The organism is Exiguobacterium sp. SH5S4 (genome assembly GCF_004337045.1).
Lineage (GTDB): Bacteria > Bacillota > Bacilli > Exiguobacteriales > Exiguobacteriaceae > Exiguobacterium > Exiguobacterium aurantiacum_A.
In genome coordinates this window covers 1-19,412 of the sequence record NZ_SJUQ01000021.1, presented here as the reverse complement: position 1 = coordinate 19,412, position 19,412 = coordinate 1, and the positions used below count along the sequence as shown (strand labels likewise).

Below are 19,412 nucleotides of genomic sequence, written 5' to 3'. Positions count from 1 at the left end.
TACCACTCTTCTTGCCTGTTTTACACAGACCACTTTAACGGTGATAACGGGGGCCCCCCGGCTACGCCTACTCGCTTCGGATAGCATCTCAAAAGTGCGTTTCGCGATGTTTGTCAGCCTAGGCTCTCACCAATCCCTAGGTCGCTTTGTTGACTAAACGATCGTTACTCTCTTTTTCATCGACTTTCGTCTATGTGGTTGAAAAGCAACTTCATTATAGAGGATATTTGATGTAGACTCAATGCTAGAATTCAGCCATTATGATGAATAGGCAGGACTTGGGCGCAACCGTGCCGAATCTCCTACCATACATATGAGAAGACTTTTCCCACACAGGAGGGAACTATGAATCATTTTCGCAAAATGTCCGTCCTCGGTTGGAGCATTTGGAGTTTGATCGTTTTACTGACCATCACCTTGTTTACAACCGGTGTCCTTGATGTTCCGGCGATCGAGCCGCTTCCGTTCATCTTGATTGCGCTGCTCGTCATCATTTTCCAAATGGACTCGATTGAACGGAAAGGCGTCTATTTCACGTTTTCAGAAAGCATCGTCCTCATCATCTTTTTATTCTTTGATTTTGAGACGGCGCTCCTCGTCAACCAAATCGGACTCCTCGTCTTTCAGTTCGCCAACTTAAAACCGCGCGTCGCGCTCCGCCGCTTCCGGTTCACTTATCCTTGGAACGCGATCACGTCATTTTTAGAAATCGCCATCCCGGCAAGTGTTTACTTGGCACTCGGCGGTGAGACCGGTCTTGGCTTCTATTCGCAGGATTCGTTCGTTCCGCTCATCGGTCTGATCAGCGCCATCATTTTGAACACGGTCGTTCAAAAGTATCAAGTCGGCTGGTGGTTCCGCGTCGATATCCCGGTCCGTGATTTTCTGAATATCGCTTTTTACACGTACATCGTCAGTTTCGTCTTCATCCTTGCCGCGTCGTTCTTCCGTGAGACGAACTTGCTCGTCGTCAGTAGCATCGCGGCCGCCCTCACGTTCTTTATTAAGCGGTTGATGATCCAAAAAGGGCGCCAAGACGCGTTCAAGTCATTGATCGAACAGTACGATGAAGCGAAAGAGGCCGTCTCCCTGTCTCAAAGCGAGGCCCAGGCGATTGAAGTGTTCTTGAGTCAATGTGAGCGCCTCAACCAATATGATAAAGGGTTTGTCGAGTTCGTCCTGTTCGACCGAACGCTCTATTTCGATTTGTTGACGCGACAGCCGATCGACCGTCCGATCGTCTTCGACTTGATTGAAGCGCGCCATCCACACGCCAAGTCTGTCGATTATGAGATGCGCTTCGAATGGGACGCAGCGTTGTCAGAAGCGTTTCATGACGATTACCACAGCTTCATCTCGGTCCAGTCAGAAGAGATTGACGGGATCCGCACACGCATCGTCATGATCGGTGAACACGTCTATGGCTATCCGCCCATCATTCAAAACGAGATGATGAAACTGTTGAAGTCGTTCAACCGAACAATCAGCCGTTGCCACGAACGCGACCGCCTATACACGGAAAGCCGCACCGATAGCTTGACGCTGCTCGCCAACGCGCGCGCGTTCTACGAGTATGGGATTCAACAAATCTCGGACGGCTCGATGTACCCGATCTCAGTCGCGATGCTCGACATCGACTTCTTTAAAAAAATCAATGACACGCACGGTCACCAAGTCGGAGACAGCGTGCTCCAAGAGTTCGGACGGCGAATTCGGCAAGTGCTCCGGACCGATGACTTTGCGGCCCGTTACGGGGGCGAGGAGTTCATCTTGCTGCTCAATCATTGCGACGTCGACCAAGCCGTCGATATCGCCGAACGGATTCGACAGAAGATTGAAGATAAGCCGTTCCGTGTCGATGGGGTCGATATTCCCGTGACCGCCTCGATCGGCGTCGATACGATTCAAGCGTTCGGCGACAAACGGCTTGATGATACGATTCGTAACGCTGACCGGGCCCTTTACGTCGGCGGCAAGTACGCCGGTCGTAACCGCGTCGCCCATTATAATTTTTTGACGACATGACTTCCCCCCGCGTCCATTGGCGCAGGGGGATTTCTGTTGACAACCCGATTTGAAACAGGTACGTTAGAAAACGTGTCTAACAACTACATCATGACGACTTTTTATCAAGAGAGACGGAGGGACTGGCCCTTAGATGTCTCGGCAGCGGGTAACCCGTGCCAAATCCAGCGAGCGTTCTGCTCGAAAGATGAAAAGGGTGTCTCTTACAGAGAGCCTTTTTCGGAAGGCTCTCTTTTTCTATTCTATGAAATGAGGTGAATCGATTGGAACAACCAACAGCTAACAAATGGGCGCTCTTGCCCTTGCTCGTCTTCCTCGTCTTCTTTATCGGGGCAGGTATTTATTATGGTGACTTTTACAAGTTCCCGGTGCTGATCGCGGCGTTGATCGCTTTAATTGTCGCCGCGATGATGACGAAAGGAAGCGTCACACAGACCGTCGAACGTATCGCCCAAGGCGCCGGTAATCCAGGTATCTTGATCATGATATTCATCTTCCTGCTCGCTGGCGCGTTCTCGAACGTCGCCGGTGCAATCGGTGCGATTGACGCGACGGTCAATGCGGCGTTGACGTTCCTGCCGCCGTCACTCTTACTGAGCGGATTGTTCGTCATCGCTGCCTTCATCTCGATGGCGATGGGCACATCGACCGGTACGATTGCCGCGCTCGCCCCGATCGCGCTCGGCATCCATCAAGAGAGCGGGGTCAATATCGCGATCGCGGCCGCGGCCGTTGTCGGCGGGGCCATGTTCGGAGACAACTTGTCATTCATCTCAGATACGACAATCGCCGCCGTCCGGACACAGCGGACGAACATGCGTGACAAGTTCCGGACCAACTTTTGGATCGTGCTCCCGGCCGCAATCATCACGACCGTCCTGTTAGCCGTTCTCTCAAGTGGAGAATCGACGATTGAAGTGGCCGCGTTCGAATGGTACAAATTGATTCCGTATCTCGCCGTCATCGTCCTCGCCTTGACCGGACTGAACGTCATCCTCGTTTTGCTCGGCGGCATCGCGCTCGCTGGCATCATCGGACTGATTGACGGAAGCTTGGCCGTCACGTCTTACGTCACGGCGATGGCCGACGGTATGATGGGCATGGCCGAGATCTCGCTCTTGACGTTATTCATGGGCGGACTCGTCGGGCTCATCTCGCATAACGGTGGACTCACCTATTTACGAGACGCACTCACGTCACGGATTCAGCGCCGGGCTGGTGCGGAATGGAGCATCGCCGGGCTCGTCAGTGCGACGAACGTCGCGACGGCGAACAATACGATCTCGATTCTCGTAGCAGGCCCGCTTGCCGCGAATATCGCCGATACGTATGACATCGAACGGAAAAAGTCAGCGAGCGTACTCGACATCTTCTCGTGCGGGGTACAAGGACTTCTGCCTTACGGGGCGCAGCTCCTCATCGCCGCCGAGTTGACGAACACGGCGTCCCCCGCCCTCGTCCCGTATATGTTCTATCCGTTCCTCCTGTTCATTTGCGGAGGCTTGGCGATCGTCTTCAACTTCCCACGTTTCAAAAAAACCAACTAAGCAAAAATCCTCGAAGGCGGCCGCCTTCGAGGATTTTTATGTTCTTGCTTCACGTTTACGTTTGAGCTCTTCGTTCCGTTTTTTGAAAGCGCGCCGTTTGAGAAGTTCTTCGAGACCGCGACTGATCGCCCACAATACGAGCAAGAGCAGGCCGAGCATCGATAAGCGGAACGGGCTTTGGATGAACTCTTGCCACTGATCACCGATGACCGAGAAGATGATGACGACGAGCAGTTTCCCGAATCCGGCCGCCAATACGAACGTTCGGAGCGGCATTTGAATCAAGGCGAGTAAGTACGTGATCAAACTGACCGGGATGAACGGCAACGAATATAAGAATCCGAGCGAGATTGGACTCATATGGTTGATGCGATCGAGCCAATAGACACCCTGTTTATGTTTTTCGAGCCAACGCGTCATCGGTTTGCGGAACACGTATCGGACGGCGGCGAACACGAGGAGCGTCCCTGCCAAACTGCCGATCCATGACAAGAGAACACCAAGCCAGAAGCCATACGTGGCAGCGTTCGCCGAGATGATCAAGACGAGCGGGAGAAACGGGAAAATCGCTTCTAGGAACGGGGCTCCGAGTCCAGCCCAAGGACCTCCCGGCAGTCCTTGGAGCCATTCGATGATGTTCAATATATATTGTTGTAGTGATGTGAGCATCTCAGTTTCCACCTTCGGCTTTCGTTACTACCTTTTACCCGAATTCGTTCAAGAGGACGCATCCCCCTGCCCTCCTCAAAAAAAAATAAAAAGTATTTGCGAAATTTCACTGTGATATCTATCATATAATAATGGACTTGTGGTTGCAGGCAAGTTCATTCGTCGAACGACACAACCCAACGTTCGTTTTCCTGCAAAAAACTGAACACAGGGGAGCAATAACATGGAAACAAAACCAATGCGGGTCTTACTGTACTATAAGTACGTCAACATCGAGGACCCAGAAACACTGACACAACAACACCTCAAGTATTGTAAGGACCTCGGGATCAAAGGACGTATCTTGATTTCTTCCGAAGGAATCAACGGGACGTGCTCGGGCACTTGGGAACAAACCGAACAGTACATGAACGACTTGAAAGCCGATCCATACTTCAGCGACATCGAGTTCAAAATCGATGAAGTCGAAGAGCATGCTTTCAAGAAAATCTTTGTCCGTCACAAACAAGAGCTCGTGACGTGGCGCTTTGATGGCGAGTTCGACGTGCCTAAACAACACGGTGCGTATCTCGAACCGGAAGAATGGAAAGAGATGATGAATCGCGATGATGTCGTCATCCTCGACGTTCGTAACAACTACGAGTACGATCTTGGTCACTTCAAAAATGCGATCAAAATCGACGTAGAGGCTTCTCGTTACATGCCAGACTGGCTCGAGGAGAACAAAGACCTCTACGAAGGGAAAACACTTCTCACGTACTGTACCGGAGGCGTCCGTTGCGAGAAATTTACCGCATATATGCGTGACCAAGGTCACGACAACATCTTCCACTTAAAAGGCGGCGTCGCCATGTACGGCAAGGACGAAGCGACGCAAGGTGAAAACTGGGACGGCGAGCTTTACGTCTTTGACGAGCGCATCAACGTCCCGGTCAACACGGTCAATCCGTCAGTCGTTTCAGCGTGTATGCACTGCGGAACGAAGACGACCCGTTACGTTAATTGTGCCAACCCGGAGTGCAATAAACAACACTTCTGTTGTGAAGAGTGTGAGCCGAAACAGATGCGTTCATGCTCGAAAGAGTGTCAGGAGCATCCACGCAACCGCTTTATCATCGAGAACATCGCGGAAAAACTTCAAGAGACTGAAGGCGTCGTCGGGTAACAAAAATCGACCGAATAGCGTCGCGGGCATTTGCCCGCGACGCTATTTTTGACAGAAACTTTACGTCTAGCGCGGCATGGAATCGGGTATAGTGTAGATACTATTGTCAGACAGGAAGTGACTGAATTGCTCTTTAACGAACCGTTACTCGCCGCAATACTGGCCTGGTTTATCGCACAGGCGGCCAAACTTGTGACCGAACTCATTCGAACACGTGACTTTGAACTTGAAATTATGTTCGCCTCAGGCGGAATGCCAAGTTCCCATACCTCGACCGTCGTCGCGCTCGCGACCGCGATTGGCCGGGCTGAAGGCCTCGACTCGAGCATGTTCGCCCTCGCGCTCACGTTTGCGACGATCGTCATGTACGACGCGACCGGCGTCCGTCAAGCCGTCGGTTTCCAAGCCCGTCTATTGAACGACTATTTTAAAGGGATCAAGCACGACACACCGATCTTGAACGAACTCGTCGGCCATACACCGTACCAAGTCATCGTCGGCGCATTGCTCGGCCTCGTCGTCGGACTATTTTTCCCCATGTAAACGATACACACGTTCAGGCATGTCGTTCCCCTCTCAAAAACTGTCCATCTTTTTGTGAACTTTCACAACAGAGACGGTATAGTGATAGAGAGGAGGAATCGACATGCCTTTTTTACAGAAATCATATGAATCGCTCGACACACTCGCCGAAGCGATCGGGCAAGCGATCCGCGCACCGATCACGATCGAAAATCGCCACCATCAGCTACTCGCCTATAGCACGCATCCCGACTCGACCGACCCGGCCCGGATCGCGACCATCATCGGCCGCCGTGTCCCGGAAGCCGTCATCGAAGATTTGTGGGAAAGCGGTATCCTGCAAGAGCTGATCGACCGAGACGAGCCTGTCGTCATCCCGGCCCGGATGGCCATCGGTCTCAGCGAGCGCGCCGCCGTCGTCATCAAGCAGCAAGAAGACGTGCTCGGCTACATTTGGAGCCTGGCCCAGACGACCCCGTTCTCCGAGCAGGAACTCACCGTCTTGAAGGACGGGGCAAATATCGCCAAGAAACTGCTCATGACGATCGCCATGCACGAACGTCGCATCGATGCCGAACTCGAGCGTTTCTTTTTAGAAGTGCTCGCTTCGCCATACCTCGCTCCCGCACATCGGGAACGCTTGAACGAACTTGCCCCAATCGCCGTCGCGAATCGCCTGACGATCATCGACTGCTTGCAGCCGATCACTCCGCAATTCGCTGAGCGGTTATTTTATGCGCTTGCGACACAAGAAGCGATCGAGGTCGTCCTTCACGCCATCGACGGCCAACAGCTGCTCGTCTGGCACTATATGAAGTCCGAGCTATCTGAAGAAGAGGCCGCCCTCCTCCAGTGGGCCGACCGCTTCGAGACCCAGCTTCAAGACAAGTTCACTGACGCCGAACCTCGCCTCGGGATTAGCCGTCGTTTCTTCGAGAGCGATACGCTCTATGCCGCGACCGAGGAAGCGAGACGGGTCACATCGCTACGCCGGAAGTTCCCGTTCGAGCTCGCTAGTGCCCGGGCGTTCGAGCAGATCGGCATCTATCAACTCGTCCCCGATTTGTCCCGACGGATCGGCCTGCGCCTCGAGACGCACCCGACGATCGAACGGTTGCAGGCGTATGACCAAGTCCACCACACCGAACTCGTGACGACGCTTGAATGGTATTTCTATTTTGACGGGAACGTCAAACGAGTCGCCGCCCACCTCCATATCCATCCGAACACGGTCTTGTATCGGATTCGACGGATCGAAGAACTGACGAGCATCACCCAAGTCTCGCTCCCGGAACGGGCTGCTATTTATTTAGCGATCAAGGCCGGACAATATCGTCAAGACGACTGACCCCCACTTTGTGAAAAATCACAAAGTGGGGGTTGCCGTTTTTAGAATCCATGCTAAAGACAGCGATTTCACTTGGGTCTATACTAGAGGTGTGAACAGATTGTGTCAGCAGATAGAAAGGGGAACTACACATGAAAATCGGGGTATTGAAAGAGATTAAAAATAACGAAAACCGCGTCGCGTTGACGCCGATGGGTGCATCCGTCTTGACGGAACTCGGACACGAGGTGCTCGTCGAGACGGGGGCCGGTATCGGGAGCGGCTTCACGAATATGGAGTACATCGACGCTGGGGCAAGCATCGTCGATTCAGCACAGGACGTTTGGGGAGACGTTGAACTCGCCTTGAAAGTAAAAGAACCACAGCCGTCAGAGTATCAATATTTCCGTCCAGACCTCACGCTCTTCACGTATTTACATTTAGCGGCCGAACCTGAACTCACGAAAGCGCTCGTCAATTCAGGCATGACCGCCATCGCCTACGAGACGGTCGAAGTCGACCGTACGCTTCCGCTGCTCACACCGATGAGCGAAGTCGCAGGACGGATGGCTGCTCAAATCGGGGCGCAAATTTTAGAAAAACCGCATGGCGGCAAAGGGATCCTCTTGTCAGGTCTTCCCGGGGTGCCTCGTGCGAACGTCACCGTCATCGGGGGCGGTGTCGTCGGAATGAACGCGGCCCGCATCGCCATCGGTCTCGGAGCCAACGTGACCATCATGGACATCAGTCCGGCTCGTCTCCGCCAAATCGACGACCAGTTCGGGAACACGATCAACACGCTCATCTCGAACCGCTATAATATCGCGAAGCAAGTCGCCGAGAGCGACCTCGTCATCGGTGCCGTCCTCATCCCGGGCGCGAAAGCACCTAAACTCGTCACGAAAGAGATGGTGCAACAAATGTCACCGGGGTCAGTCATCGTTGATGTCGCCATCGACCAAGGCGGGATCTGTGAGACGATCGATCATATTACGACGCATGACGCGCCGACGTACGAACGCTACGGTGTGCAGCACTATGCCGTCGCCAACATGCCAGGGGCGGTCCCGCGCACGTCGACGCTCGGTTTGACGAACGCGACGATGCCTTATATCGTCGAGTGCGCTCAAAAAGGAATCTTCCCGGCGCTTCGCGAAAATGCAGCGCTCCTCAAAGGGTTGAACGTCATCGACGGTACGGTCACATACGAAGCCGTCGCCCGTGACCTCGGCTACACGTTCGTACCAGCCTCTGAAGCCGTCACGAAGCAGCTCCACGCGTAATCGAACACATCCGAAATATGCGGACAGAAAGACGCCCGAACGGAAAATCCCGTTCGGGCGTCTTGCGTATGTTTATGCGTTTTCGACGGCGATGTCTTCACCGATGATTTTCACTTCAGGTTCAAGTTCGATCTCAAACTTCTGTTTGACCGTCGCTTGGACGTGACGAATGAGCGAGATGTATTCAGTCGCTGTCGCCTGATTGATATTGACGATGAAGCCCGCGTGCTTGAGTGATACTTCCGCCCCGCCGATGCGCTTGCCTTGCAGTCCGCAATCTTGAATCAGTTTACCGGCAAAGTAACCGGGCGGGCGCTTGAACACACTGCCGCATGACGGATATTCAAGTGGTTGTTTCGATTCACGCTTATGCGTCAAATCGTCCATTACGTCTTTGATCGCTTCATAACCGAGCGGATCGAGTTCGAACGTCGCCTCTAAGACGATCAAGCCTTCTTTCGAAACTCGGCTCGTTCGATAATCGAGGTCAAGCTCATCTTTCGAGAGCGTGAGCAGTTCGCCGTCTGGCGTCAAAACGACCGCACTCGCGATTACGTCTTTCGTCTCGCCGCCGTAGGCACCCGCGTTCATGTAAACAGCGCCTCCGACCGTTCCCGGAATACCGCATGCGAACTCCAGTCCAGACAGCTCTTCAGTGAGCGCCTGGCGCGACACGTCGATGATGGCCGCTCCTGCTTGGGCGATGATCCGGTTGCCGTCACGGCGAACCGTGTTCAATTCGTTCAAATTCAAGACGATGCCACGCAGGCCGCCGTCTCGAACGATCAAGTTGGACCCGAAACCGAGAATCATGAATGGTACGTTCTCGCGATGGGCGAGCTCGAGGACGGCTTGAACTTCTTCATACGTGTGTGGAGCTACGAAATAATCCGCTTTCCCTCCCAATTTTGTATATGTGTGTGCTGACAGCGGCTCGTCTTGCTTGAAGCGCTCGGCCGGGATGATTGTGAGTAGTTGGTCTAAAAAGCTCATGCGTTGCCTCAATCCTTTACGGTCTATTTTATTAGTGCCGCAAGCGAAAAAGTTCGCCTCGGACACGTTGCTGAATGGTTTCAGTACGAAACACAGTATACAAATGTTTACCGAGAGTGACAAGCAACGTTTTCTTTACAATCTAGCAAATAGTTTACAACAATAATGATGTCGCGACGGCGACGACAATCGGGATTGTGAAATTATCCCAGTCTCGATACGAAATCGCTTCTGTCAGCGTCGCTATGATGGAAATGATAAACCCATAAGTTACCACTTGCCACATCGGAATACCTTTCCACAAAAACAATAAAAAGAGTACCACGTACGAACTTAAGAACATGGCCATGCTGCCTTGGAACGATCGCTTTTGCCCATACAGGTCATAGATCACCGTCCCATATTTTCGTCCAATGAGGGCTGCTAAGCCGTCTCCCCATGCCAATACGAGCGAACCCGCTAAAAAGGCGAGCGGTTCCGTCTCGAAAAAGAAGAACAAGATGACGAGGAGTGCGATCGGATAATAGACGGTCCCGAGCGATTTCCGCTCGGTCTGATGGACCGGAGACGGGCTCTTATATAGAAGCCACGCGTTTGCGAACGTAAAGAACACGAGCGGTATGGCAGCGATGTACCATGTGTCCATCAACCAGACGGCGAGCAATGACCAATGCCCGACTGCAATATGTACACTCTTTCGAATTGTCTCATCCGTCCAGCCGAGGCGCTTGCCAATCTGTTCGAGACCGACAAGAAACACCAGGACAATGACGATGGACAGAATAGAACTGACCCATTCATTCATCGTGGGACCACCTTTATGTGCGATTTTTATACGTACTCATTATACCTTAATCAAGCCAGAACCTAGCTTCCTTTTCAAACATTTGGTAGAATGAGGTCAAATGACTGTATAGCCTGCGAACGAAGTCGGCTATAGAAAGGATGCCTGTATGCGCGACGCAAATTCGATTCAAACGTTGGCTGATTGCCTTCACTATATGCGGGTTGGTGACGTCGATCGGGCCATCTCACTTTTTCCTGAAGAAGTGCGTGAGCATTTCCCGAAAGAGCTTCGTAAAATCCATTTGTTTCATATTGAAAAGAACGGATTGTCGATCAATCAAATCGTGGCTTTGGCCAACACACTGACCGGAGAGCATTTGTCCGCGACGACGATTCAAAACTGGACGAAACGCGAAGTTCGTAAAATCATCGGTGTCCCCCGGGTCGGTAAAAAATATTCGCTACAACAGGCTGCGATCATTTATTTGCTCGACGACTTGAAGCATCTGTTTTCGCTCGAAGAGACGAGCTCGCTGCTCGCACTCATCTTCAACAATCCCGACCGCGACGAGGACGACCTCATCTCCCCGATCGACTTCTACCGCTTGTACGCGGAGTATGCCAAGTCGACGAGCCCGATCGAGATGTTAGATACTCGTGCGAAGCGTTCGATTGAGAAGATGGGACACACCCATCCGAACATCATGCACGTTCTGAAGCTATGCTTGTACGCGCACCGCGTGACGACACTCGAGATCGAGGCCAAACACTATTTAAGCCGCTTCATTTGAGCCAATCAAATGAAGCTTTTTTTGTGGAACGCAAAAAAAAACACCAGTCGCAGTGACTGGTGTTCGTCATATTGGTTAGACTGACATGGCGACCGGCATCCGTGATTTGACCGTCAACGTCTTCAAAACTGACAACAACTCGAACATCGAGAGCTGATCCGCCTCTTTCGTCAAACAGAAAGAATCGTCATCTTGTTTGCGAAGTTCCGCCACAAGTTTCCCAGCTTTATCGCGAACACTGAACTTGTAGCGTTCGACGTCGTATTGAATCGTGTAGAGACCGCGTTCATAGACGTTGTATTCACACTTTTTCCCGAATAACGAGAACTTGTCTTTTAATTGACCAATCGCTTGCCCGTCATGGTTCATGACGACCCACTTTTGACAGTTCGGGATGTACTTCCCGTGAGCGATTTGTCGACCGGACAAGTTGTGCACTTGGACATTGCCCTCCGCGTTGCGGTGAACAGATCCGATTGCATCATTTGTTTCGTCATAAATGGTCGCCTCGCCTTGCGTAAAGACACAACCTTTTACATAAATTAATTTGCGCACCGCTTTTTCCTCCTACTACGTTCCAACCTCGATTTTTGTGTTTGTTCGGTTGGTCATTCTGTGAAACCCCAATTTAGTTTCTAGTAGTCGTGTTTCTCTGTTCAACTACTACATATTTCATATGACGAAGATGATTATTGCACCGTTTGAGGAAAAAGACAACCCCTTTTTCTTCGACACAATCCGCCAGTCTGTCAAAGCTGTGAACAGGCGCCATTTTAGCACTTAAATCCAGCCTGTTTAAGCAGCTGTTCGAGCTCCGTTCTTGCAATCAGACGAACTTGATTTGGTTCGGCGAGTTCGTATGCACTATCCGTATAGGACGAGTTCGTGACGACCCATCCTTCGTTCGCCCCGTAGTATGGAACGGACGCGGCTACTTGCTGGACCGCTTCGAGTCCGACAACTTTTTCATAGCGTTTTGCTTGGACCGCGATCGACCAGCCGTCCGACGTTTCAAGGAGCAAATCCGCCCCGAAATCACGTGACGCTGGCGTGACCGTCACGGTGTACCCGAGCGCTGTGAATACTTCTTCTAAAAACAGCTCAAACTCACGGCCGTCCATTCGATCAATCCGATCAATCGTCGACAGGCGCATCCGCCAGATGAGCCAAGCAATCCCGAGAGCGAGCACCGTGACGACGCTCCACATCGGTGCTTCGAACCACCATAATCCGGTGGCAATCAATAGGCTAAGCGCCATTCCTTTCACGTCAATCGTCCTCCCTATCGTTTCTTTTATTTACTTTACCGAATCAATGCAGGAAAACAAAGGGGCATCTGTCGAATGTATTCCAAATGTACCCGTTTGATATAAAGAAGGAGGGATCAAACGTTAATGGAGAAAAGGATGTATCTCCAAAACGAACTGCTGCACGCTTTACCTTACGGCGTCGCGTTGATTACGAAGGACGGTACGATCGTTCAGGCGAATCGTCCGTTCATGGAGCAGTTTCCTGAAGACTTACAGACGAAAACGAATATTTTCCACATGGTCAACCAATCACCCCTCACCATGGAATTGTCGCGTCGGATGGAGCAAGGACTTCCTTGGATATACGAGATGCCGACGATTCGCGTCCATGCGATCCCATATGAACATATATACGTTCTCTCCATCGAGCCGCTCCCGCTCGACACGCGGGTCACGGTCCAACATAACGCCTTTGAGGCGATGATGCATACCGAGCTCGACATGGCGATGATCATGACAGATGCCAATCTGCTCATCAATCGCTTCAATAAAGGAGCGACCGAGCTGTTCGGCTATAAACCTCACGAAGTGCTCTATGAGATGACACCGTTCGCCTTGTTCGAGTCGCGAGAACTGAGTGAGAAGCGGACGCATTATCAAGACGAGACGGAGCGCTTGTTGTCGTTCGAACAGATGCTGCGCGTCGCACTCGATCGTGGAGACCGAGAATGGAAGTTTCAGCGTAAAGACCGCACCCATTTCGTCGGCAAACTGTTCATGCAGCCAGTCTATGAACACAATCAAATCATCGGCTTCTTTTTCTTCGTCTTTGATGTCAGTCCTGAAATCGCGCTCAAAGGTGAACTGCTCCATAAAGAGCAGCGCTACCGCATGTTTGCTGAGTCCGTGATTGAAGCTGTCCTGTTTCACGAAGGGGGAACGATTCTTGACGCGAACAAGGCAGCCGAAACGATTTTCCGTATCCCGGCCGAGGACATGGTCGGACGCCAAACGATTGAATTTATCGCGGAAGGCTACCGGGCCGATGTCCTCAGACGGATCCGTAATCACATTCAAACCCCGTACGAAGTCATCGGACGGCGCGAGGACGGTACCTTTTTAGAGATGGAAGTCTATCCGAAAGAAGTGACGTTCCAAGGCCAGACGCTCCGCGTCGCCGTCATGCGCGATATTAGTGACCGTAAAAAAGTCGAGCGCATGCTTGAACGAGAGAAAAATGCGATTGCTCGTCAGCGCGACATCATCCAATCGATTCTGCAAGCATCGAACGAGGCGTTCGTCTTGACCGAATCGAACGGTAGTGTCCTGTTCATGAACGTACATGCCCGGCGCTTACTCGACCTGCCCGGCATCGCTCCGAACAAGATACAGGAACGCATCCCGCTCCTGACGACATTCCGGGGCCGTGACCGCACTGAAATGTTAAAAAAAATCGACCTCTTGCTCGACGGGTCGGCTCGTGAAGTGTCGCTCCGTTTTTCGATTCCGCAACCGAACGATCGCGACGAACAGTATTATGAGATGTACGGAACCGGAATGGACACAAAACGGCAGATTGGGATGGATAGTGGCTTTTTGTTCGTCTTCCGCAACCGGACCGAAGAAGAGCGGATGGACCAAATCAAAAACGAGTTGGTCAGCACCGTCTCACACGAGTTGAGAACACCATTATCTTCTCTATCTGGATACATCGAATTGATGCTGACACGTGACTTGTCGAAGGACAAGCGCGAGCGCTATTTAAAGACGATGGCAAAAGAAGCGAAGCGGTTGACGGACTTGTTGAACGACTTCCTTGATATTCAGCGCATGGAAGATGGCAATCAAGAGTATAAACAAGACCGCTTCGTCCTGAACGAGCTCGTCCGTGAAGTCGTCGAACGCTTCCGCGAGACGACTGACCACTCGATTCATTTCGATGATGCCGACGAGTTGCTCGTTCTCATCGCCGACAAAGACCGGATCGAGCAAGTCATCATCAACTTGCTTTCAAACGCCATCAAGTACTCACCTCACAGTCATGAGATTGAAGTTCGCGTCCGGAAAGAGCACAAGCAAGCCCACGTGTCCGTCCAAGATTTTGGGATTGGGATTCCCGAGCACGCGTTCGAAGAACTGTTCAAAAAATTCTACCGTGTCGACAACTCAGATACGCGTCAAATCGGAGGCACCGGCCTCGGGTTGTCAATCTGTAAGGAGATCATCGAGTCGCACGGCGGCAGCATCGAAGTCGAGTCGAGCGTAGGCGTTGGCTCGACGTTCACGTTCACGTTAGATGTAGCGGAGGAGACGCCATGAACCATTATGCCTTTACCGGTTTCCCAGGATTTTTAGCAGGAAAGCTGATTACCCATCTCGCGACATTGCCGGATCAGATCGGCACGATCTATGCGCTCCATTTACCGGCACAACGACCAGAAGCGCTCGCTTTGAAACAAGAACTGTTAGCCACGACTTCGCTTCAAGACGAGCAGTTAGTGCTTGTTGAAGCCGATATCACACTCCCGGAAGTCATTCTCGACCCGATCATGCGGTCGGTCATCGAACGGGAAGTGAATTATATCTTCCACTTAGCGGCCGCTTATGACTTGAGCATCCCGTATGACGTCGGCTACCGAGTCAACTTGCTCGGGACGAAGCATATGACGGCGTTCGCCAAACGGGCAAAACAGTTAAAGCGATATGTCTATTTTAGTACCGCCTACGTCTCCGGACGCCGCCAAGGGACCGTCTATGAGAACGAGCTATGGCATCGGGTCCAGTTTAAAAACCATTACGAGGCTACGAAGTATGAAGCGGAAGCCATCGTCTCCCGTGAACTCGGCTCGATACCCGCGACGATCATCCGTCCCGGTATCGTCATCGGCCATAGCAAGACCGGAGAGACGAAAAAATTCGATGGCGTCTACTTCGTGTTGAAGTTGATGGACCAGTTGCGTCAAGCAGCGCCGCTCCCGTATATCGGACGGCAAAACATCGAAGTGAACCTCGTGCCGTATGACTACGTGGTCGAAGCGACTGCTTATCTCGCCCACGCCCCAGTCGGTCTAAAGCGCACGTTCCATTTGACCGACCCGTTCCCGCACGGGGCTCGGGAAGTGTACCGTATGATCCATGAAGCGATGTTTGGTCGCTCGCCTCGCGGAACGATTCCCCATTTCGCCGCAGAAACCGGATTTTCCGCTTTGCAGCTATCGGAACGATATGGGGTTCCAAAAGAACTGCTCGCCTATTTTAAGCATCAAGTCCATTTCGACACGACGCAGACGCTCCGAGCGTTAAACGGGACCGGCATCGTTTGCCCGGACTTACAAGACTACTTGCCTGACATCGTCGCCTACTACAACACACACAAAAAGCCCTGACCAGGGCTTTTTGTGTGTCCTCATCCAATTAACAGCTTCTCTTTCGGGTAACGGATCTTCCGGTCCATCTGTCGTGCGACCGTGAACAGAATGGTCAGCGAGCCGACACGGCCGAGGAGCATCATGAACATGATGAACCCTTTCCCGGTGTCATTCAATTCAGCCGTGATGCCGAGCGAGAGACCGACCGTTCCGAAGGCAGACACGGTCTCGAACAAGAGAGCGGTCGCCGGAATATGATCATTCGTCAAAATCGTGAGTGCCGTGATCAACAAAATAAAGAAGAAACTCGAGATGGCGACGACGTATGCTTTCTTGATTTGAAACGCATCAATCGTCCGCTCGAGAATGACCGTTTCTTTTTTACCGGCGATGAACGCCCACATGTCCGCTAAAATGACAGCGACGGTCGTCACTTTGATCCCAGAACCCGTTGATGCCGCCCCGGCCCCGATATACATCAAGATGAGGATTAATCCGATTGATACCGGCGCCATCATCGAGATGTCCACCGTATTGAATCCAGCCGTCCGTGTCGTCACCGCTTGAAAGAATGTGACGTTTAGCGCCTCGCCAATCGGACGGCCGTACAAGCCGCCTTCCACTGATACCCACTCGAACAGCATGAGTCCGAACCAGGCGATCCCGTTGATGACACCAAGCGAAGCAATCATGATTTTCGAATGTAGGGCGAGCCGCTTCCATCGTTTCACCTCGGTCGCGTCGGCAATCGTCGTGAATCCGAGACCACCGATCATCAAGAGCATCGAAATCGTGACGACGATGGCCGTATTTTGCTCGAACTGCATCAAGCTGTCGGGCCATAACGCAAAACCTGCGTTATTAAACGCCGAGACGGCATGGAAAAAGCCATAATACAGTGCTTCGCCGAACCGGTAATCACCCGTGCTGTAAAGTTCGACCGTCAAAAATAACATCCCGATGAATTGGACGATGATGGTCGTGAAGACGATGTTGCGGACGAGGCGGACCGTTCCACCCGGCCCTGACAAGTTGAGCGACTCTTGGAGTAAGATCCGCTGTTTTAAGCCGATTTTTTTACCGAGCACACTGAGCAGCATGAGCGCGACCGTCATGAACCCGAGTCCGCCGATTTGAATCAAGGCGACGATGACGAGCTCGCCGAGCATATTGAACGATGAGCCGATGTCGATCGTCGACAATCCGGTCACCGTGCCTGCTGACGTCGCGATGAACAGGCAATCGATCCAAGAGACCGGTTCGGTTTGGGCGAACGGCATATACAGCAACGTCGCTCCGATCAAGATGGCGAGTAAAAATCCAGTCGCGATAAATCGGGCCGGCTTTTCAAAGACGAGCCGGTATAACGCCTCAATTCGTTTAAGGCGCAACTCCCGTACTGTCAATCGATGTCGCATCTCGCTATCTCCTTCGAATCAAGTTTTCTAAGCATCATCTTACTCCTCGACGTGTAAATTGCCAACTAGAAAAATGTATCGCTAACCCTTCCTATATTTTTTTGGTAATATGGGAGATAGACTTTATGAATATTGAGGAGGTTGAATGAAACCGTGGACCCTAGTACGGTAGATCATTCGCTAAAGGATGTCTCGCGAAGGTTGGAGCGTCAATCACAATGTATGCCCGCCCATCTCTATTTCCAGCTCGAAGAACTGTTGAATTGGTCACTTGATCAAGAAGTTATGAATCAATTGTACGCATTATTAAAAAAATACGATGTGCTAACCGATATAGAGCGTGAAGAACGAAATATCAGCATCCAACTGCTGATTGACGAAAACGGCGCTTAACCATCGGAACGCATTTGCGGGAGACGAGTTAAGTCTCTCGCTTTTTTTATATCTCGCTTTTTTTATATCTCGCTTTTTTTAGAAAGGTGGAAAACATAGACATGGATGTCGTCACTTTAGTCGGACTTTTACTCGGTTTCTTTACGTTAATCGGAGGGATGATTTTGAAAGGAGCGGGGGTCGCTCCGCTGATCAACCCTGCGGCGCTCGTCATTATTTTTGTCGGGACGGCGGCCGCGGTCAGTATCGCCGTTTCGAAAGAACAGCTACAGACGGTACCCCAACTATTTAAGATCTTATTCAAAAAACAAGAACTGCCAAGCAAATCTGGTTTGTTGACGCAATTCGTCGACCTGTCGACGCAGGCACGTAAAGAAGGCCTGCTGTCACTCGAGACGGCACTCGAGCAAGTCGAAGAACCGTTTTTGAAACAAGGCATGATGATGGTCATCGACGGTCAACCGTCTGAATATATCGCCGAAGTGATGTCGCGTGATATCGAGAATATGGAAATACGCCATAAAGCGAACGCTGATGTATTCACGCAAGCAGGCACGTACGCTCCGACGCTCGGTGTACTTGGAGCCGTCATCGGGCTCGTCGCCGCACTAAAAGACTTATCCGATATTGATAAACTCGGCTACGCCATCTCCGCCGCCTTTGTCGCGACGCTGTTCGGGATTTTCAGTGGATATGTTCTTTGGTTCCCGTTTGCCAACAAGTTGAAGCAGTATTCGAAAAGTGAGGTCGTCGTCAAGGAAATGATGATCGAAGGAATTTTGTCGATTCAAGGCGGAGAGTCACCAAAGACGTTAGAAGATAAGTTGGCCGTGTATTTGTCTCCAAAGGAGCGAGCGAACTATGAAGCGCAAAAAGAAGCATGATCATGAAGAACACATCCCGGAAGGCTGGCTCATCCCTTACGCCGACCTGCTGACGTTACTTCTCGCTTTGTTTATCGTGTTGTTCGCCTCAAGTAACGTCGACCAGACGAAGCTCAATAAGATGTCTCAATCGTTCAATCAGGTGTTCTCAGGAGGCACGAGTGTTTTCCAAGCCTCAACGGCGTCAAACAGTGACATTAGCCGAACGGACAAGACAGATACGACCGCCAATCCGCGGACGTATGAGCTGGCCAAACTCGACGAGTTAAAAGAAGAAGTGAATCAGTACATTAAGAAAAATGGATTAGAAGACGAAATCGAGGCGACCATCAATTCAAGTGGGCTCGTCCTGACGATCCAAGACCGGGCTTTGTTCAGCATGGGGGAAGCGACACTCGACGCTGACGCCCGCACGGTCGCCCAGTCAATCAGCGGCATTCTCGAACAAGCCGGGAATCGAGAAATCGTTGTGTCCGGTCATACCGATAACGTGCCGATCAATACGGCTCGTTTCCCGTCGAACTGGGAACTCAGTTCAGCCCGAGCGACTGCGTTCATGCGAGGTCTGTTAACGAATGAGTCGCTCAATCCGAATCAGTTCACGCTCGCAAGCTACGGGGAATATAAGCCGATTGCGACGAACGAAACGGACGCCGGCCGTTCTAAAAATCGCCGTGTCGAAGTATTGATCAAGCCGCTCGTCGACTTATCAGAAGGTTCACCAAAAATGATCGAAACGCTTGTCTTACCATGACGAAAAGCCCACTCTGCGACAGAGGAGGGCACTGAAAAACTTCAAATGATTTTAAGCAGATGAGCGTCGTCCCGGATGGGATGACGCTCATCTGCTTTCATTGCCCTTCGAGCCGCCCTGTCCGGCACGCCGCTTTCCTGGGGGCGGTCAGCGAGCCGCATCGCGACGATGTCGCTGCTGGGTCTCGCCTTGCCCGCTGTTCCCCCGGGAGTCGGCGTGCCCTCGGGGCGACGCTGT

The 19,412-nt window shown here is 51.8% G+C and carries 18 protein-coding genes, 1 riboswitch and 1 other annotated feature (1 of these 20 running past the window's edge); of the genes, 12 read left to right on the top strand and 6 right to left on the bottom strand.

Annotated features, from left to right (window positions below; all coding sequences use genetic code 11):
• Window positions 1-189 (bottom strand) — a binding site (T-box leader); it reaches 23 nt to the left of the window's first position.
• Between the two features lie 156 nt (window positions 190-345).
• Both EVJ32_RS11715 and EVJ32_RS11710 read left to right on the top strand, forming a co-directional pair.
• Window positions 346-2,025, top strand: a complete 1,680-nt coding sequence (locus tag EVJ32_RS11715; protein ID WP_236634028.1) for a GGDEF domain-containing protein — start codon at window positions 346-348, stop codon at window positions 2,023-2,025.
• 98 nt (window positions 2,026-2,123) lie between these two features.
• A riboswitch (SAM riboswitch) is annotated at window positions 2,124-2,219 on the top strand.
• A 69-nt stretch (window positions 2,220-2,288) separates the two neighbouring features.
• Window positions 2,289-3,572, top strand: coding sequence for a Na+/H+ antiporter NhaC family protein (locus tag EVJ32_RS11710; protein ID WP_131458566.1), 1,284 nt, complete (start codon window positions 2,289-2,291; stop codon window positions 3,570-3,572).
• A 36-nt stretch (window positions 3,573-3,608) separates the two neighbouring features.
• Here EVJ32_RS11710 and EVJ32_RS11705 read toward each other — a convergent pair whose 3' ends face one another.
• Window positions 3,609-4,241 (bottom strand): TVP38/TMEM64 family protein, encoded by a 633-nt coding sequence (locus EVJ32_RS11705; RefSeq protein ID WP_070329195.1) that lies wholly within the window; start codon window positions 4,239-4,241, stop codon window positions 3,609-3,611.
• Window positions 4,242-4,464: 223 nt separating this feature from the next.
• On the opposite strand from EVJ32_RS11705, the gene trhO reads away from it, so the two are divergent.
• The 4 genes from trhO to ald all read left to right on the top strand — a co-directional run bounded on the left by trhO (window position 4,465) and on the right by ald (window position 8,538).
• Window positions 4,465-5,406, top strand: a complete 942-nt coding sequence (trhO, locus tag EVJ32_RS11700) for an oxygen-dependent tRNA uridine(34) hydroxylase TrhO (RefSeq protein WP_131458565.1) — start codon at window positions 4,465-4,467, stop codon at window positions 5,404-5,406.
• A gap of 117 nt (window positions 5,407-5,523) precedes the next feature.
• Window positions 5,524-5,949, top strand: coding sequence for a divergent PAP2 family protein (locus tag EVJ32_RS11695; protein ID WP_070329193.1), 426 nt, complete (start codon window positions 5,524-5,526; stop codon window positions 5,947-5,949).
• A gap of 103 nt (window positions 5,950-6,052) precedes the next feature.
• A complete protein-coding gene (locus EVJ32_RS11690; RefSeq protein WP_131458564.1) occupies window positions 6,053-7,276 on the top strand; it encodes a PucR family transcriptional regulator in 1,224 nt (407 codons plus the stop codon).
• Between the two features lie 131 nt (window positions 7,277-7,407).
• Window positions 7,408-8,538 (top strand): alanine dehydrogenase, encoded by a 1,131-nt coding sequence (gene ald / locus EVJ32_RS11685; protein WP_131458563.1) that lies wholly within the window; start codon window positions 7,408-7,410, stop codon window positions 8,536-8,538.
• A 72-nt stretch (window positions 8,539-8,610) separates the two neighbouring features.
• On the opposite strand, the gene murB is transcribed toward ald, so the two are convergent.
• Together murB and EVJ32_RS11675 are read right to left on the bottom strand one after the other, a co-directional pair.
• Window positions 8,611-9,531: a UDP-N-acetylmuramate dehydrogenase gene (gene murB, locus EVJ32_RS11680; protein ID WP_131458562.1), complete on the bottom strand. Its 921-nt coding sequence runs from the start codon at window positions 9,529-9,531 to the stop codon at window positions 8,611-8,613.
• Window positions 9,532-9,685: 154 nt separating this feature from the next.
• Complete coding sequence (locus EVJ32_RS11675) at window positions 9,686-10,336, bottom strand: diacylglycerol/polyprenol kinase family protein (protein ID WP_131458561.1); 651 nt, start codon at window positions 10,334-10,336, stop codon at window positions 9,686-9,688.
• A 148-nt stretch (window positions 10,337-10,484) separates the two neighbouring features.
• Between EVJ32_RS11675 and EVJ32_RS11670 the strand changes: the two genes are divergently transcribed.
• A complete protein-coding gene (locus EVJ32_RS11670; protein ID WP_131458560.1) occupies window positions 10,485-11,108 on the top strand; it encodes a DUF1836 domain-containing protein in 624 nt (207 codons plus the stop codon).
• A gap of 75 nt (window positions 11,109-11,183) precedes the next feature.
• Here the strand turns inward: EVJ32_RS11670 and EVJ32_RS11665 are convergent, their stop codons facing one another.
• Together EVJ32_RS11665 and EVJ32_RS11660 are read right to left on the bottom strand one after the other, a co-directional pair.
• Entirely contained in the window at window positions 11,184-11,663 is a 480-nt protein-coding gene (locus EVJ32_RS11665; RefSeq protein WP_131441646.1) for an LURP-one-related family protein, read from the bottom strand.
• Window positions 11,664-11,881: 218 nt separating this feature from the next.
• Complete coding sequence (locus tag EVJ32_RS11660) at window positions 11,882-12,367, bottom strand: restriction endonuclease (protein WP_236634041.1); 486 nt, start codon at window positions 12,365-12,367, stop codon at window positions 11,882-11,884.
• 135 nt (window positions 12,368-12,502) lie between these two features.
• Here EVJ32_RS11660 and EVJ32_RS11655 point away from each other — a divergent pair, with 135 nt between their 5' ends.
• Together EVJ32_RS11655 and EVJ32_RS11650 are read left to right on the top strand one after the other, a co-directional pair.
• Window positions 12,503-14,677, top strand: coding sequence for a PAS domain-containing sensor histidine kinase (locus EVJ32_RS11655; protein WP_131458558.1), 2,175 nt, complete (start codon window positions 12,503-12,505; stop codon window positions 14,675-14,677).
• Window positions 14,674-15,744, top strand: a complete 1,071-nt coding sequence (locus EVJ32_RS11650) for an SDR family oxidoreductase (protein WP_131458557.1) — start codon at window positions 14,674-14,676, stop codon at window positions 15,742-15,744. Before EVJ32_RS11655 ends, EVJ32_RS11650 begins: the two co-directional genes overlap by 4 nt.
• Before the next feature lie 20 nt (window positions 15,745-15,764).
• On the opposite strand, the gene EVJ32_RS11645 is transcribed toward EVJ32_RS11650, so the two are convergent.
• Window positions 15,765-17,144 carry a TrkH family potassium uptake protein gene (locus EVJ32_RS11645; RefSeq protein WP_131458556.1) on the bottom strand — a complete coding sequence of 460 codons (1,380 nt, stop codon included), beginning with the start codon at window positions 17,142-17,144 and terminating at the stop codon, window positions 15,765-15,767.
• A gap of 201 nt (window positions 17,145-17,345) precedes the next feature.
• On the opposite strand from EVJ32_RS11645, the gene EVJ32_RS11640 reads away from it, so the two are divergent.
• From EVJ32_RS11640 to EVJ32_RS11630, 3 genes are all read left to right on the top strand, one after another.
• A complete protein-coding gene (locus EVJ32_RS11640; protein WP_233589722.1) occupies window positions 17,346-17,537 on the top strand; it encodes a hypothetical protein in 192 nt (63 codons plus the stop codon).
• 101 nt (window positions 17,538-17,638) lie between these two features.
• Window positions 17,639-18,421: a flagellar motor stator protein MotA gene (gene motA, locus EVJ32_RS11635; protein ID WP_070329182.1), complete on the top strand. Its 783-nt coding sequence runs from the start codon at window positions 17,639-17,641 to the stop codon at window positions 18,419-18,421.
• The gene (locus EVJ32_RS11630) at window positions 18,399-19,175 is read left to right on the top strand and encodes a flagellar motor protein MotB (protein ID WP_070329181.1); all 777 of its coding nucleotides are present in this window, start codon (window positions 18,399-18,401) and stop codon (window positions 19,173-19,175) included. The genes motA and EVJ32_RS11630 overlap by 23 nt, the downstream gene beginning before the upstream one ends.
• The last annotated feature ends 237 nt before the right edge of the window (window positions 19,176-19,412 follow it).